This window comes from Legionella qingyii (assembly GCF_003184185.1).
On the sequence record NZ_QHJG01000034.1, the window covers coordinates 1 to 16,698 of the forward strand.

Below are 16,698 nucleotides of genomic sequence, written 5' to 3' on the forward strand. Positions count from 1 at the left end.
AACTTGCCCCGAAGGCGTGCTGCGTATTCTACTGATTTCGCCAACAGTGTCAAACACTTTTTTCATTTTTTTAAAAAAAATGATGACACTCTGTTTATTGTAAATGCAGCTTGGCAATTCTACGTTTGCCAACTTGTATTATATAGGTCTTATTTGTAGATAATACAAGTGATGCATCCTCAGCTTTTTCTCCATCTATTTTAACTGCACCCTGTTTTACCAAACGAATCGCTTCTGAAGTACTTTGAGTTAGATTCATTTGCTTTAATATTTGAGCTAAAGAAAGCGATTCATTCGAGGTTATTGTTTGTTCCTCTAAATCTTCAGGAATAATCCCTTTTTGAAATCGTTCTATAAATTCTTTATGTGCATGTTCTGCTTGTGTTTGATCATGGAAGCGCGCCACGATTTCTTTAGCAAAATCAATTTTTATGTCTCTAGGATTCGCACCGTCTATTACTGATTTCTTTAAAGCCTGAATTTCCTTTCCTGTTTTAAAACTCAGTAAATCTATATATCGCCACATTAATTCATCAGATATTGACATAATTTTACCAAACATATCGGATGCTGGCTCACTAATACCAATATAATTATCTAGTGACTTAGACATTTTCTTCACACCATCTAAGCCTTCAATCAATGGAGTCATCATCACAACTTGTGGTTCAAGACCATAATGCTTTTGTAATTCGCGCCCCATTAATAAATTAAATTTTTGATCCGAACCACCCAGTTCAATATCTGCTTTGAGTGCCACAGAATCATAACCCTGAAGTAGAGGATATAAAAACTCATGAATTGCGATTGGCTGACCTGTAGTATATCGTTTGTTAAAATCATCACGCTCTAACATACGTGCAACTGTGTGGGTTGCAGCTAGACGAATTAAATCTGTTGCATTGAATTTTGCAAGCCACTGCGAGTTAAATGCTACTCTTGTTTTAAGAGGGTCTAAAATTTTAAAAACTTGCTCTTGATAGGTCTTGGCATTATTAAGAACTGTTTCTGGACTAAGTGGCAAACGTGTGACATTCTTCCCAGTTGGATCGCCAATCATCGCCGTAAAATCACCAATTAAAAAAATGACTTCATGACCATGTTGTTGAAATTGTCGTAACTTATTAAGTAATACAGTATGTCCCAAATGCAAATCAGGTGCAGTTGGATCAAAACCTGCTTTTATTTTTAAGGTAGTTCCTTTTTGTAATTTTTTTTCCAATTCATGCTGGGGAAGTACCTCCTCACAGCCTCTTATTAGCTCGGAACAAACTGAATCTTCAACTATCATGACATCAAAACCTTTATAAATGATTGACCTATCTTCTCACACCGAGTATCTTAGCCCGGTTGGCAATTTCCTGCCATACCTAAAAGGTGATTTAAGATAATTTGTCACCCGAAATTTAATAAAATGCAGACAATAGCATGATTCCGGATGGCAATGTATAGGCAAACAATGGATAAAAAACCTTATATATATATCGAAAAAAGAAAAACGAATAAAAATAAAAAATCTAATCCATCTAAGGTATTAATGGGTTTTGCCTTGATTATTGCCTTTTCACTCCCCTATTTCCTTGTAAAAAAGTTTTCACATAACTCACATCAGGGACCTACAACTCAATCCATTGCCTTACCTGATCTTGATGAAGATGAATCAGAAGAGTATCAAGATGAAGCTTATCAAGAAAATGCATTTCAAAATGAAGAAGAGCAAATTGTTGAAGAGTCTAAACCCGATCTGACAGAAGAAACAGCTAAAACTGTTGCACAAAACGCTGTTAAAGCGGTTCAACCAGTTAAAAAAATTGCCAAGGACAATGAATGGCAAACTATTAGACCTAGATCTGGTGACTCTATGGCCACTATATTTAAGCGACTTGGATTAACTGCCCAAAATCTACATTTGGTGATGCAAAAAAATCCTTATGCTAAAGCGCTTACTGCAATAAAACCAAGTCAAGAACTGAAATTTTTAATTAATAAGAATAAATTAGAAAAATTAATTATCCCGATGAACAACATACAGACACTTACAGTTTATAGGGATGGGGCAGTTTATAAAACGAAAATTGATTCCAAAAAAGTAAAAACCCAAGAGCGTTATGTAACGGGTGTAGTCAAAGGTTCCTTATTCGCAACAGCCCAACAATTAGGGATCCCGAGGAAATTAATTCAACAAATGACTACTATCTTGCGTAAAGAAATTGATTTTTCGCGTTCTGTTCGTAGTGGAGATCGATTCTCTATTGCTTATGATACGTTCTATGTGGAAAACAAAATGGTGGGCATTGGTGATGTTGTTGCCGTAAGCTACACCAATCAAGGTAAAACCGCTCAGGCCGTACGCCATATCAGTAGAAATGGCACTCGTGACTATTATACCCCTAAGGGAGAAAGCTTTAAAAAAGCATTTTCACGCTATCCCATTAAATTTAGTCATATCAGTTCGACCTTTACTACTTCAAGATATCATCCAATATTACACTATAAAAGAGCCCATAAAGGTATCGATCTTGCAGCACCGATTGGTACTCCGATTCAATCTGTCGGTGATGGGACTATTGTTAGTATTGGCAGACACAATGGGTACGGTAATATGATTGAAGTCAAACACGATAAAACCTACAGTACGCTTTATGGACACATGCTTCGATTTGCAAAAGGTCTATCCAAAGGAAGCAGAATAAGACGAGGCCAAGTTATTGGCTATGTTGGCCAAACAGGTCTTGCGACAGGCCCTCATTGTCATTATGAACTGCATGTTCATAATCAACCAAGAAATCCAACTACAACTTATTTGCCTACAGCATCTCCTGTTCCTGCGCGAGAAATGGCTCAATTTAAAGCGAAAGTGCGTAATGTGTTTGCTCACTTGAAATCAATGGAAAAAGCAAATTATGCTGGCAAAGGCAAGAAGAAAACAAAAATAGGATAATCTAAAGCAGAACTGTATAATTCATGCATGTGCCAAATTTTCGAGGGCGCCGTATATTTCGCTACCCTATGAATTTCTGGCAAAGCTACAATAGCTCTCAGTTATTATCATCCGAATAAATAGCGACAAACAAGTACTGATGCAATAATTCCAGCAAGATCAGCCAATAAACCCGCGGGTATAGCGTGCCGCGTGCGCCGAATTCCTATAGAACCGAAATATACAGCAATGACATAAAATGTCGTTTCTGTACTTCCCATCATAGTTGCTGCAATTTTGCCTATGAGTGAATCCCCGCCATATTGATGAATCAATTCCGCCATCATTCCCGTTGAAGCACTTCCAGAAAAAGGTCGAATCAAAGCCAACGGTAATACTTCTGGAGGCATACCTATCATAGCTAAAAGCGGTGAAAGAAGATTTGCCATTAAACTAAAAAAACCTGAGGCACGCAGCATGCCTATAGCAACTATCATAGCGATTAAATAGGGAACAACGCTTAAAATAGTATCAAAACCTTGTTTCGCACCGACAATAAATGCATCAAAAACATTAATTTTTTTTACTGCCGCAGCATATAAAGGAATACCTACAATAAAAACTAAAAGCATCCAATTGGATAATTGATTGGCAAACCCACTCATAGACTGTTTTTCCCTTCAACACGAAACATTGGTAATTTGGCTAATTGTTTTACAGAAATAATGGCGACCAATGTAGAAATGGTCGTTGCGATCAATGAGCTGACTATAACGCTGCTAGGATTCGTACTGCCATTGGTCGCCAAATAGGCAATTGCGGTAGCAGGGATTAATTGCACGCTTGAAGTATTAATTGCCAAGAAAGTACACATGGAATTTGTTGCAATTTGTGCGTGTTGATTCAGTGTTTGCAGCTCTTTCATTGCTTGCAGTCCAAATGGAGTAGCTGCATTGGCAAGACCTAGCATATTAGCAGCAATATTCATAGTCATTGCTCCCATTGCAGGATGCTCCGTAGGAATATCCGGAAATAGTCGTCTTAAAATTGGCCTGAGTATTTTTCCTAGTAAGGCAACCAAACCTGATTCGTTAGCTATAGACATTATTCCTAGCCATAATGACATAATTCCTGCCAAACCAAGAGCGATTTCAAAGCCTAGTTTTGCCGATTCTGTGACAGCACGTGCCACCTCATCAATACGCCCCTCAATTACGCCAACGACGACTGAAATTAGTATCATTCCTAACCAAATTATATTCAGCATCCTTGCCTCCATACTTTGGAACGGGTTAAAATGCAGTCATTATTTGGCTTTAGATAGAAAAAACTAATGAAGTACACACTCACTCCCTTAAAACATCTAGCCTTTGCAGCCTGCATTCTCATTTCTTTTCAAAGCCATGCTTTTGACTCAGATAGTGCCGAAAAACAAGCTAACTCCTCAATAGAAGAACTATACCATAGACTAAGCAACATGCCGAATAGTTCCATGCCAGATAGAATAGATTGGGTCAGCAGTCAATTTTTAGGAGTACAATATATTCTTGGTTCCTTAGGTGAAGGACCAAAGGCTCGATACGATCAATACCCTCAATATCGTGTAGATGCGTTCGACTGTGATACCTACGTCAACACCGTTGTATCATTGGCCGTTGCAAATTCGCTTGCATCGTTTCAACGATGCATAAAAAGCATACGTTATAAAAACGGAACTGTCTCTTATCTACAACGAAATCATTTTACAGGTCTGGATTGGAATCAAAATAATCAGCGAAATGGAATTCTTAAAGACATTACACTAACTATAAAAGATCAGAATAATCAACCTGTTGCAAAAATTGCTGATGCGATCATTAATAAACCCAATTGGTATGCCTATAAAACTGTTCAAACAATCAGATTAGTAAACACTGATAAGGTAAAAGAAGAAGAACGATTAATGGAATTAAAAAAGAAAGGGGCCCAATTGGAAACTCTTTCAGAAGAAGTTCCATACATCCCCTTCACTGCACTATTTTCTGAAAAAAATAAACCTAATATGTATTTATTCGCACAAATTCCTAATGGTGCAATCATCGAAATCGTAAGACCCAATTGGGAGCTAAGCCCAAAAATTGGCACTGCATTAAATATTTCTCATTTAGGCTTTGCAATTCGAAATAAAGGTCAATTGTTTTTTCGGCAAGCTTCATCAGAATATGGTAAAGTAGTTGATGTTCCATTGATTGAATATTTAGAAAAAGCAATAAATAGCCCAACGATTAAAGGAATCAATGTCCAAATTGTTGTACCAACACAACCATTAACAGACTGTAAATTGCCTGTTTAAAATCAAACTAAGTTTGGGTAAACTACAAGTCAAATGTAGTCTGGGTGAAGCGCGGCCCAGGTTTAATTAATACAATTCCCGGGTTATACTGCGCTTCACCCAGGCTAAGCCAGGCATTAGGGATTATTAAAATGAATTACGGATTAACGCAAAAACCTAACTTATCAAGTAGTGAATGTCTTGTTATTGGGGTGTTTTCTGATGCTGAACTAGCTGATTTTGCTCTGAGTAAGGAGCATCATAATTTAGTTAGTAGACTTATTAAAAAAACCTCCGAGGCTGGTGATATGCAGTGGCATCATGATCTGGATGGTAGCTTATTAATCATTCAATGTGGTGAACAAACCAAATTCACACCATCTCAGCTAAAAAAAAGAATAACAGAGATTACAGGGGCTTTAATCAAACACCGAATTCGCTCTGCAACCCTATGTTTGCCTCAAATAACGCACTATTCAGCAGATTGGCAATTGGAACAAATGATTGTTCAAATCGATAATCAACGCTATCAATTACTCGATTTTAAAAAGAAAAAAGCGAAGCCTCATCAATTAGAGTCTATAACTTTTTATTTGCCGAATGCTAGTGAAGAGGGATTAAAATTAGGTCAATCAATTGCAGCAGGTGTTGAGTTGACTCGTCATCTGGCCAATATGCCCGCTAATATCTGTACCCCTACTTATTTAGGGGATCAAGCAATGCAATTAGCTAAAGAATTTGCCCAAAATATGAGCTGCAAAGTGATGGGACCGGAAGAAATGCACCAAATGGGCATGGGAACTTTATTAGCAGTGGCACAAGGGTCAGCCCAACCACCAAGACTTATTGACATACATTACAAAGGAGCTGATGATGCTCCTCCAATCATTCTGGTAGGCAAGGGAATTACTTTTGATTCTGGCGGATTATCCATCAAACCAGCCAATGCAATGGATGAAATGAAATATGATATGTCTGGTGCTGCCAGTGTATTAGGTACTTTAAAAGCTTGTGCTTTGTTAAAACTTCCTGTTCATGTTATCGGTTTAATTGCCAGTGCTGAAAATATGGTGAGTGGCACCTCCGTCAAATCAGGTGATATTGTTACAAGTATGTCCGGGCAAACCGTGGAAATCATTAATACTGATGCCGAAGGTCGTTTGGTTTTAGCCGATGCACTGACATATGCAGAGCGATATCAACCGAAATTTGTCATCGATGTTGCAACACTTACTGGTGGAATTATTGTTGCGCTGGGAACTGTTGCATCGGGTTTTATGACTCAAGATGAAGAATTAGCACAATTGATTGAAGATGCGGCTAAGGAAAGTAATGATAGAGTCTGGCGCATGCCTTTAGATGATGACTATCAAGATGCCCTTGATAGTCCTTTAGCCGATATGATCAATGCGGGTTTTGATCGTACTGCAAGCAGTGTCACTGCAGCTTGCTTTTTGTCTCGCTTTACAGAAAAGTATCGTTGGGCACATTTAGACATTGCTGGCACAGCCTGGATCTTCGGCAAAAATCGTAATGCCACTGGCAGACCAGTTCCCTTATTAACTCAAATAATACGCCATGCCCTCAATTCGCGTTGATTTTTATCTATTAGCTAGTGACCAGACTGATGCACGCTGGTCGGTGGCTTGTCGTCTTTTGGAAAAAGCTTATGCTAAAGGACATAAGGTTTATGTCTTATGCAACAACAAACAAGATGCCGAATTTCTGGATGAGCTGCTATGGACGTTCAAAGAAGAAAGCTTTATTCCGCATAACCTGCAAGGTGAAGGCCCCGAACCCCCTCCCCCGATACAAATAGGTTATGAACGGGAACCTAGAGGATTTAACGACATCCTCTTGAATCTTGCGAATTATATTCCAGATTTTTATCCTAAATTTAAGCGTGTTATCGAAATTGTAGTGAATGTAGAAGCTGAGAAAGAATTAAGCCGTGCACACTACAGAGACTATAGAGCCAAAGGTTGCGAATTACATACGCATCAGATTGAATTGAAGTAGTGTGCTGGTTCTTTGATTCGAATGTTTCGTCATCCTGAATACCCACCAGTACACGTCATCCTCAGCGCAGTGGGAGCTCTCCATCGGATGATATGAACATAATAAAATATAATGCTCAAAGTAGTAAATCCTTCATCGTAAGCTCCTCAGGATGACACTAGTTGTGAACGATTACGATAAAGCAGGACATTAATCCCAGAGAATATCTTTATCTTTTTTTATTGCGGCTTGCAGTAAACTAATTAAAGGAACAGCACGCTTTGACAAACTGATTTCTGATTCGTTTTCATCATCCTCTTCAACCACCTTTTTTTCTTTGTTAAGGCCAGCCTGCAATCGTTCCAAAGCTTCAGGAAGATTTTCTGATTTGATTGCACCAGGAGTAGTGCCGCTATGTCCCATTAAAGAAAGCAGACGCTTAGCTACATCTGCAAAATAGGTTATATCTTCATAGGCATCAGTATGAAACGTTATTAACATCAGAATCTCCTTTTGAACTCAACTTTTTCTTGTTATCCATAAACCTTTAGCAAATATTCTGCAACCGTGTGTAACCCCATTGCTTCTCCACCTTCAGGCTTTCCAGGCCTATTACCCAAGTTCCACGCCATAATATCAAAATGCATCCAAGGTATGGATTTTGCTACGAAGCGCTGCAGAAATAATCCTGCCACAATTGCTCCTGCATAAGGATGATCGCTAGAGTTAGCTAAATCAGCAATATTTGAGCGAAGCAAATCTTCGTACGCTGGAAATAAAGGCAATCGCCAGATGGGATCAACCACTTTATAAGAGGCCGCTGTTAGTTCTGCAGCCAAGTGATCATTATTGGTAAACAGTGCGGCAATTTCAGTACCAACTGAAACACGTGCAGCTCCTGTTAGAGTTGCAAAGTCAATCAGTAAATCGGGGTGTTCTTCGCATGCTTTTACTAAAGCATCAGCCAAAACCAACCGTCCTTCCGCATCCGTATTATGCACTTCCACAGTTAAGCCGTTACGCATGGTTAAAACATCACCAGGTCTAAATGCATCAGGACCTATAGAATTTTCTACAGCAGGAATAAGCATTTTGTAAGCGTACCGGTAAATTACGCGTCATAATCCATTGCGCAAGACCTATTACATGGGCAGCACCACCCATATCTTTTTTCATTAACCGCATACCAGAAGCCGATTTAATATCTAGGCCTCCGCTATCAAAACAAACCCCTTTTCCTACCAGAGTAATATGAGGATTTTTCTCATCTCCCCAAGTTAATGACAACAAGCGGGGAGATGATTTAGAAGCACGCCCAACTGCATGAATTGCTGGAAAATTATCGTTTAACAATTCATCACCAATCCATTGTCTGAATTGCGCATTATGTGTTTCAGCTAATTGTTCTACTACCTCAGCTAATTCTTTTGGACCTAAATCACTTGTTGGTTTGTTTATCAAATCCCTCACTAAAAAGTGAGCTTGAGTTAATGCCAAAATGGAATTTAAATTATCTGGATGAACTACTAAAAGCCGTGGTTGCACTTCTTGTTTTTTATATGCCTCAAAACGATATTGCGCCAAAGCCCAACTGATTGCTCCTTCTTGGGAACATATTCCTTGTACTTGATAAATATTAGGAGGAAGTATTAATGCTGCATTGGCTAAAGCCTGAACTTGATTCCCATCACCTGTACCAATATATGCTTTATCGATCAAACCATCTGCATTCTGAATGAAACAAGAATCACCTATTTTCCCTTTAAATTGATGCAAGGACAGACAATTTTGTACCGCAGGAGTAAGCATGCTTACCTCCTCTTCCCATTGACCTTGAGAAATCAAATAAAGAGGAATAGCCCTTTCACCTTGAGTCTCATAAAATAACTTTGCTTGCATGTTTTTATTCCTTCACTTGACCTCGGAAATGGGCAGGTCTAAGCCCGGTTAATCCCAGAACTAACAAATAAATGATTACTGCAGCTGTTACATGGACGGATAGTAAGGTTAGACGCATCACGGGGGAAAAACCAAGCCAGTAACTTACTGTACCACTCATTAAAATTAAATAAATACTAATTGCTGCATTAGCAAGGAGTAATTGCATACTGTATTTTAACCATCCAGGAGAAGGTTTGAATACCCCACGTTTAATTAATAAAAATAATAAAGTACCGCAATTAACATAACCTGCCAATGCGGAAGCTAAAGTTAGACCCGCGTGAGCGAAATGCCAAATAAATATAGAACACAATAAAGTATTAACTATCATAGAAATCGCACCCACCTTAACTGGAGTGCTAATGTCTTGTCGTGCATAAAAACCAGAGGCTAATACTTTGACCATCATAAAAGCAGGCACCCCGGCCCCAAGTGTGATTAAGCTTTTTTGAGTCTGAATCACATCATAAGCGGTGAATTTACCATAGGCAAAGCAACTCGCAATCAACGGCATAGCAAATAAACATAATCCTAAACCTGCTGGAATTCCTATAAGTAAAATAGAGCGTAATCCCCAATCTAAGGCACTTGAATATTGGCTTATACTCTGCTCCGCATGCCTTCGAGATAAATGAGGAAGAATCACTGTTGCAATCGCCACACCAAAAACTCCTAATGGAAAATCAGTAAGGCGGTCGGTGTAGTATAACCAAGACACACTTCCAACTTTTAAAAAGGAAGCAAAAATACTGTCAACCATTAAATTAAGTTGGGCAATAGAAACACCAAATAAAGCTGGAATCATTAACTTAAGCACTTTATTCACTCCAGCATCATTTCTGACTAACTGGGGTTTTACTAATAAACTGCGTTGATGCAAAAAAGGAATTTGAAACAGTAATTGCGCAATGCCTGCAATGAGCACGCCCCAAGCCAAACCGACTACAGGTTTTGGTAAATGAGGACATAAATAGATCGCCACAAGAATCATACTGATATTCAATAATACCGGTGTAAAGGCAGGGATTGCAAAATAACCGTAGGTATTTAATACCGCTCCAGCCATAGCTGTTAGTGAAACGAGCATTAAAAATGGAAAAGTAATACGCAACATTTCTGTAGCCAATACAGCACGGTCACTGTCATGACTAAAACCAGGGGCAAATAAAAAGATGATCACTGGTGCAGCAAATATCCCAATTAAAGTGACAACACTAAGAATAGTACCTAGATATCCGGAAATACGTGCGATAAAAACACGTACATCGCTTGGAGAACGAGTTTTTTGATACTCAGCAAGCACAGGAACAAACGCTTGAGCAAATGCTCCTTCTGCAAAAAGACGACGCATAAAATTAGGAATGCGGAATGCTACAAAAAAAGCATCCATGCCTGCTTGAGCACCAAAAAAATTGGCGAGCACCATATCGCGCACAAAACCTACAATACGTGAAATAAAGGTCATTACTGAAACCAATGTCGTTGAACGCAATAAGCTCTGTCGTTTAGGTACCATAATCTCTGTATCTGTTGCTGACATAATTTTTATACAAGGCGCAAAATACCTTATATTATACCTAAATGTATCAACTGTCATAATTATAAATATGATGTCATAGTCTTTATACTGAAATTGAACGAATAATTAGGATTTCATATTACTCAATTGATTTTGAGCATAAATGACACATACCGTCGTAGAGTGAATCAATTTATGCTTTAGAAACAAAGAAGTCTATTGACAAATTCTAACTCATTGTGCATGATCATCATCTTTTTGTACCATCTGAATGAGTGGAGATTTTTAAGTGGCAAATATTAAATCAGCGATCAAGCGTGCTCGCCAAAACGTAAAACTACGTCAACACAATGCCAGTGCACGTTCTATGTTCCGCACCTACATCAAAAATGTAATTAAAGCTGTTGAATCAGGTGATAAAGAAGCCGCTCAAGCTGCCTTCACCAAAGCGCAACCAATTATTGATAAAGCGGCTTGTAAAGGTTTAATTCATAAAAATAAAGCTGCTCGTATTAAAAGTCGTCTAGTAGCTCGTGTTAAGGCAATGGCTGCTTAATCGTTCAATTCGAAAAAATCGAACCGGAATTGCCGGTTCGATTTTTTATCTGCTGAAAGCGTTTAATAGTTCACGACTACCTTATCTATTAACATTATTATAATACTACCTGACTGGAGATTCCCTCGCTACATTCGGAAAAATTGAGCTATGTTCAAAATTTTTTCTGGTGGATGCGGCACTAATACTCTCCCTTGGCTACAGCACTCGCCTTCACCCAGGCTATGATCAAAATACTAAACGGGTACTTATACCGGCAAAGTTACCTGTGTTACTTCGTCTTCCAAATACGGCCTTCCTACTATCTTACATAGACTCTTTTTATCTTCTGTTGATAAGTAAGAAACTAAAGCTTCCAGTACGTTATAGTCTTCGCCATCTACAGTTGTAGAGGTCTCAGAAGGATACTCATCATAAATCGACCATCCATCTACTACGGCCATATAAAGAGTGTTTAAAAGCATTTTTGCCTGATGAATTTTACCTTGTAGTTTTTTCTCTTCATTACTTCTCGGAACAGAAAAAAAACCAAGAATTGAGCCTTGCCAACCTGATATTTTAGTATCATTTTTGGGCTCAATCATGGCAAATGCTTTATAACAGGAAACAATACGCTGAATTAAATCCCTTTGATATTCTTTGTATTTTTCAGGTAAAGATGCATTTCTTATTAACCACTCCAAACGCTGCAACTGACTGACGATATATTTCACTTCATCACAATACTCTTCATCGATTTTAAATAGCTTCTCGGTATCCACTGATAATTCATCAAAACGTTGTGGGGGTACGCTCCAATATAATTTAACTTCCTTATCCTGTTTCATATCTCGATAAAAAACTTCTTTACCTGATGATTTTTTATGTGTGTGTAAAGGGCCCTCACTATGCAAAAGTATAGGTTCTAAACCTGGAATCAATCGTGGCAAAGAGGAATTTTTAAATGGGGCAAGTTGCTCGTCGGTTAAGATTCCTTCCAAAAGGGAAACCGCCATAGTTTTACAGGTATTGGAATTCTTCAGACTAGGTCCCGATAAATCAAATGATAAATGAAAATCAAAAGGCTTAAGCCTGGAAGGACGTCCTTCAATTTTGGCTTTTATTTGTTCAATTTCAAAAATTTGTCTGGAGTAGGCTTCTTCTTGATAAATTCTTCCCTTTTTTGATGGATCTGCTTTAAAATTTTGACCATCACCTACTATTTCTTTAATTGCAGCCTCTTGCTCTGCAACAGCATGTGCGCATCTCTTTTGTAACAATTCAAATTCATGCTGAGTTAGCTCAAAAGTGTATCCATGTAAACCGTGCCCAAGATCCATGAAACGCACTTCCTCATTAATTAGCATCCCATGATTGCCTTGGAAATCAACATCTAAATGATATTTGTTTTTAAATTGCTCCAACCAACTGCTTTTATCTCCGGTACTGGTAACACCATAAAAGCCCCAAGTCTCAACAACTTCAAGCAATTGTTTGCTTTCATCCAGCATCGATAAAAAAAAAGAACCATGCCAAAAAGGATTCCCTCCTACAGTATGATCAAATACGCAAAAAGTTATCGTATATTTCATCGTGACACTCCTGTCATTTTGTTAGACTTTCTATTGGAATACTAGATAAATCAAAAACTATTTTGAGTAAATATTATAAAATATGCAATATTTTATCCCAAAATAAATGGAATAAATTTTAATTTGGAATCAATGGAACGATAAACAGGCAGAAAAGATGAACAAACGATAAATTATGCTTCCCGGGCGTTGTTTATCTCGCCCGGGGAATCAAGGAATTAACTAACTATCCATAAATACTGGCCAATTTTGCCTGATTCAACTGCTCAATGGCACGTTTTGCCGGTACAAAATTTGGAAACTGCGTCACTAAACGTTGTAAAATCATACGCGATAAAACTTCATCCCCCTGATTCCACTCATTTAATGCTTGCAGATACATAAAATCAGCTGTTTGCTCCGGAGTAAAAGAGGCTTTATTCATTAATACAGGTTCAATAAAACTCACACGAGCTTGATTTTGTGCTTCCATTCTCTGTAAAATTTTACGTGCCTGTATGCTGCCATTATCACTTGCCTGCTGTAGTAATTCCTTACCCTTAGAAAGAGATCGCTCACCAGCAGTTCCCTCCAAGTAATAAGTACCTAATTGATACTGTGCATAAGCATTTTGTCGTACGGCGAGTTTTTCATAAAGACTTGCAGCCATTTTGGGGTTTCTCTCAACGCCCAAACCATAATGATACATTCTTGCTAAAGCCAACATCGCCTTCTCGTTACCTTTAGCAGCAGATTGTTGGTAATAGTTAATTGCATCATTAAAATCAAGTTTGGTAATTACTCCTGTTTCTGATAATAATCCCAATTGATAAAGTGCATTGTCATCACCTAAATCTGCGGCCTTTTTATACCAGGATAAAGCTTGTTGTGTGTCACGAGATTGTCCGAGGCCATTAAAATAAATTGCACCTAATTGATTCATTGCCTCATGAACTTGATGGGTTGATGCTTCAACAAATAAATCCCTCGCTTTTTGATAATTGACTGGTGTTCCTTTGCCATATAAGTACATTAATGCCAAATCATATATTCCTAAAGGATCTCCTTTCGCAGCAGCTTGTTGATAAGCCTTAAATGCCTGGGCATAATTATCATTGACTGTTTCATCAATAAATCCTAAAGCAACAGAAGCTTCAGGTAGAACAAAGGCTGCTTTCTCATACCACTGCTTAGCCAAATTGTAATCAGGTTCGCCATTCTCACCTAATTGATAAAACTGACCTAACAGATATTGAGCAAGAGGATTTCCTTGTTCTGCAGATGCAGTATACCAACGTTGTGCCTCTGCCAGATTAGGTTCGGAACCTAAACCCTTTTCCAGCATGAAAGCCAATTTCAATTGTGCATACTGATCTCCTTTTTCGGCCAAACCAGTATAAATTTGTTTGGCTTCTTGCATTTTCTCTGGATCAGAATTTTCTGCCAAATAGAAATCGGCCAAAACAATTCCTGCATGACTGTTACCTAATTTATAAGACCGTATTAAATTAGGTAAAAAGTCTTGTCCATTTTGCTTTTGCAACACCGCCATATTAAAATCTGCATATGAGAATTTATCATCAACGGATTTCTGCAATTGCTCCATTCCTTTTGTCTTGTCTTGGGCAATACCCTTCCCTTCTGCAGAATATGTTCCTAATATAAAATCGCTTACCGAGTTTTGTCCTGCTTGCTGATACCAGGTGATGGCTTGTCCTGGATCCGCTTTAACACCAATACCCCGGTCATAGAGCAATCCCAGCAATAACGCAGCGTTTTCATCTCCACTAGTCGCTTGCTCTTTAGCAATCAGAAAAGCTTGCGCCTGCTTTGCCATATCCTGATCCATAGCATTATAAAATGCGAGAGGCAGTAGTGCCTGAGAAATGCCTCTATCTGCGGCCCCTTGATACAATTGACGAATCATAGCTATTTTGTGCTTCCTTACATTGACACTTAAACCGCTATCATTTTGACGCGCCAAGCTATCTGCAAGCTCATATTCTGCAGGACCATAATTGTTGGCTGCAGCCAGATATAACATAGACGTTGCTTGTTCTGGATTGGGTTGAATATAAACTGTACCATCCGGACCAGTTATCCCCTGGGATAGAATTCTGGCCAAAACGTATTGAGATTTTTTATTTCCTTTAAACGCTGCATCCGTTAAATCATTTAATGCAAGCTGATAATCATTTTTATCCTTAGCATGCTGTAAATATAAAATGCCTAAATTGTATTCTGCACCCAAATGTTGCTGTTGTGCCGCATTTTGATAAAAAATGATGGCTGAAGAATCACTTTGTGCTATACCGATGCCATATTGAAACATTTGTCCGATTTGAAACTGCGATTGAGCATCACCTAATATCGCTCTAAAATATAAATGATTAAACATAGACATGTAGTTAAGTTGTGCTTGCCAACCTTGAGTCCACAAATCCATGATACTGGCCTGTGAATTATCATCATAATCATAATAATTAGCATCTATATAAGGTGCAGGTAAATTCAACTGAGCATAAATTGGGGCATTTATCCTTTCCAAAGCAGAAAGCTGTGGGTCTAAAGGATAAAGAGGATATGTCCATTGATTTGCCTGGAAACTTGGGATTTTACTCAAGAGAGCATCGTAATAACTGGTGATTGGAACATCATTAGGCTGAACTAATTCAAATTGGGGCTGAAAAATAGACTGACGCATTATCTTTTTCAGCTGGGGGGCTTGGTTATAAGCAAAATCTCCTAATACAGCAGGATTATGCCAAGCACTAAGTATTCCTTTCATTTGAAAATCAGTTTGCTCGAGCTTATCGGTTGTCCCATTACTTAGCCACAATGCTGCTTGCGCTAAAGCTGCTTCCTGATTTTTTGCACTTTCATCTTGAATTGCCTGATTCTGCCATTGTTTTGCCAAATCTTGATTGGTATCAACGCCTATTCCTTTTTGATACATATCAGCTAACTCACGTTTCGCTTGCGGCAATCCATTCTGAGCTGCTTTCAAAGTCCACATAAATGCAGTTTTAGGATCATAAATTGGACTTTTTTGTTGTAAATAAATGTGAGCCAAGTCCAAATAGGCCTCATCACTTGATTGACCACCTGCTTTATTAAACCACTGCAAAGCTTGTTCTTTTTGATTTTGTTCTAAAGCTAATTCACCTAATGCCACCATTGCAGGTGCAAAGCCTTGAGCTGCAGCTTGATTTAATAATTCCTCGCCTTTCTTTTCATCTTTATCGACCAGCTGACCTGCAAGATAAAGCTCCCCCAGCCTGGTTATTGCTTGAAGGTTACCATTGGCAACTGCTTTATTTAACCAAATAAGACCTAATTTACGATTTGATGAATTACGGCTATCGATAAAATTCTTGGCTAAAGTAAATTGCGCAAGAGAGTTACCACTTTTTGCCGCATTAATATAATACCGAGTTGCCGCGTCTGTATTTTTCTTTACCCCAACTCCATACATATAAGCAGCTGCGGTAAACATCTGGGCATCTACATCTCCTGCATCGGCCGCTTTTTGAAACCACATAAAAGCTTGTTGCGGATCCTTCTCATGCAATAAAGTATATTTTGCCATCAGTTGAATTGCAGGTAGATATCCTTTTTGTGCAGATTGGGTAAAATAGCGTATTGCCAACAAGTTATTTTTAAATTGACCATATCCATAAAGATAAATCCGTCCTAAGTAGTAATCGGCGACTGCATTTTTCCCCGATTGACTCATCAAAGGCTCTATTGCTTTATTATAATTCCCTAATCGATAAGCACTAAACTCATCAGCAAAAGCATTTTGGCCGGCTGATGCAACGAATAAACAGACCCAAGGTACTAGCGATTTCATGAAAATTCTCCCTCTTTGCATGGCAATTGTAACCTGAATTTTTATCATTA

General features: G+C 38.4%; 12 protein-coding genes and 1 pseudogene. 5 read left to right on the forward strand and 8 right to left on the reverse strand.

Features of this window, described 5'->3' with window-relative positions:
• Nucleotides 1-94: 94 nt before the first annotated feature.
• Nucleotides 95-1,291, reverse strand: coding sequence for a tyrosine--tRNA ligase (gene tyrS, locus DGG96_RS16830; RefSeq protein ID WP_110143710.1), 1,197 nt, complete (start codon nucleotides 1,289-1,291; stop codon nucleotides 95-97).
• Nucleotides 1,292-1,459: 168 nt separating this feature from the next.
• Here tyrS and DGG96_RS16835 point away from each other — a divergent pair, with 168 nt between their 5' ends.
• On the forward strand, nucleotides 1,460-2,941 hold the full coding sequence (locus DGG96_RS16835; RefSeq protein WP_110143711.1) for a M23 family metallopeptidase: 1,482 nt from the start codon (nucleotides 1,460-1,462) through the stop codon (nucleotides 2,939-2,941).
• A gap of 107 nt (nucleotides 2,942-3,048) precedes the next feature.
• Here DGG96_RS16835 and DGG96_RS16840 read toward each other — a convergent pair whose 3' ends face one another.
• The gene (locus DGG96_RS16840; RefSeq protein ID WP_110143712.1) at nucleotides 3,049-3,585 is read right to left on the reverse strand and encodes a spore maturation protein; all 537 of its coding nucleotides are present in this window, start codon (nucleotides 3,583-3,585) and stop codon (nucleotides 3,049-3,051) included.
• Nucleotides 3,582-4,187 carry a nucleoside recognition domain-containing protein gene (locus DGG96_RS16845; RefSeq protein WP_165831638.1) on the reverse strand — a complete coding sequence of 202 codons (606 nt, stop codon included), beginning with the start codon at nucleotides 4,185-4,187 and terminating at the stop codon, nucleotides 3,582-3,584. Before DGG96_RS16845 ends, DGG96_RS16840 begins: the two co-directional genes overlap by 4 nt.
• Nucleotides 4,188-4,253: 66 nt before the next feature.
• Between DGG96_RS16845 and DGG96_RS16850 the strand changes: the two genes are divergently transcribed.
• The 3 genes from DGG96_RS16850 (at nucleotide 4,254) to DGG96_RS16860 (ending at nucleotide 7,250) form a co-directional block, all read left to right on the forward strand.
• Entirely contained in the window at nucleotides 4,254-5,252 is a 999-nt protein-coding gene (locus DGG96_RS16850) for an N-acetylmuramoyl-L-alanine amidase-like domain-containing protein (RefSeq protein ID WP_110143714.1), read from the forward strand.
• A 131-nt stretch (nucleotides 5,253-5,383) separates the two neighbouring features.
• Nucleotides 5,384-6,829, forward strand: coding sequence for a leucyl aminopeptidase (locus DGG96_RS16855; protein WP_110143715.1), 1,446 nt, complete (start codon nucleotides 5,384-5,386; stop codon nucleotides 6,827-6,829).
• Complete coding sequence (locus DGG96_RS16860; RefSeq protein WP_110143716.1) at nucleotides 6,810-7,250, forward strand: DNA polymerase III subunit chi; 441 nt, start codon at nucleotides 6,810-6,812, stop codon at nucleotides 7,248-7,250. Before DGG96_RS16855 ends, DGG96_RS16860 begins: the two co-directional genes overlap by 20 nt.
• A 189-nt stretch (nucleotides 7,251-7,439) precedes the next feature.
• On the opposite strand, the gene DGG96_RS16865 is transcribed toward DGG96_RS16860, so the two are convergent.
• The 3 genes and pseudogenes from DGG96_RS16865 to murJ form a co-directional block, all read right to left on the reverse strand.
• Nucleotides 7,440-7,730: a DUF1840 domain-containing protein gene (locus tag DGG96_RS16865; RefSeq protein ID WP_110143717.1), complete on the reverse strand. Its 291-nt coding sequence runs from the start codon at nucleotides 7,728-7,730 to the stop codon at nucleotides 7,440-7,442.
• A 32-nt stretch (nucleotides 7,731-7,762) separates the two neighbouring features.
• A pseudogene (locus DGG96_RS16870) lies at nucleotides 7,763-9,128 on the reverse strand (leucyl aminopeptidase family protein).
• Between the two features lie 4 nt (nucleotides 9,129-9,132).
• Nucleotides 9,133-10,710 (reverse strand): murein biosynthesis integral membrane protein MurJ, encoded by a 1,578-nt coding sequence (murJ, locus tag DGG96_RS16875; protein WP_110143718.1) that lies wholly within the window; start codon nucleotides 10,708-10,710, stop codon nucleotides 9,133-9,135.
• 268 nt (nucleotides 10,711-10,978) lie between these two features.
• Here murJ and rpsT point away from each other — a divergent pair, with 268 nt between their 5' ends.
• Nucleotides 10,979-11,245 (forward strand): 30S ribosomal protein S20, encoded by a 267-nt coding sequence (rpsT, locus tag DGG96_RS16880; protein ID WP_110143719.1) that lies wholly within the window; start codon nucleotides 10,979-10,981, stop codon nucleotides 11,243-11,245.
• Nucleotides 11,246-11,493: 248 nt separating this feature from the next.
• On the opposite strand, the gene DGG96_RS16885 is transcribed toward rpsT, so the two are convergent.
• Complete coding sequence (locus DGG96_RS16885) at nucleotides 11,494-12,816, reverse strand: hypothetical protein (protein ID WP_110143720.1); 1,323 nt, start codon at nucleotides 12,814-12,816, stop codon at nucleotides 11,494-11,496.
• Between the two features lie 226 nt (nucleotides 12,817-13,042).
• Entirely contained in the window at nucleotides 13,043-16,648 is a 3,606-nt protein-coding gene (locus DGG96_RS16890; RefSeq protein ID WP_110143721.1) for an SEL1-like repeat protein, read from the reverse strand.
• Nucleotides 16,649-16,698: the final 50 nt, after the last annotated feature.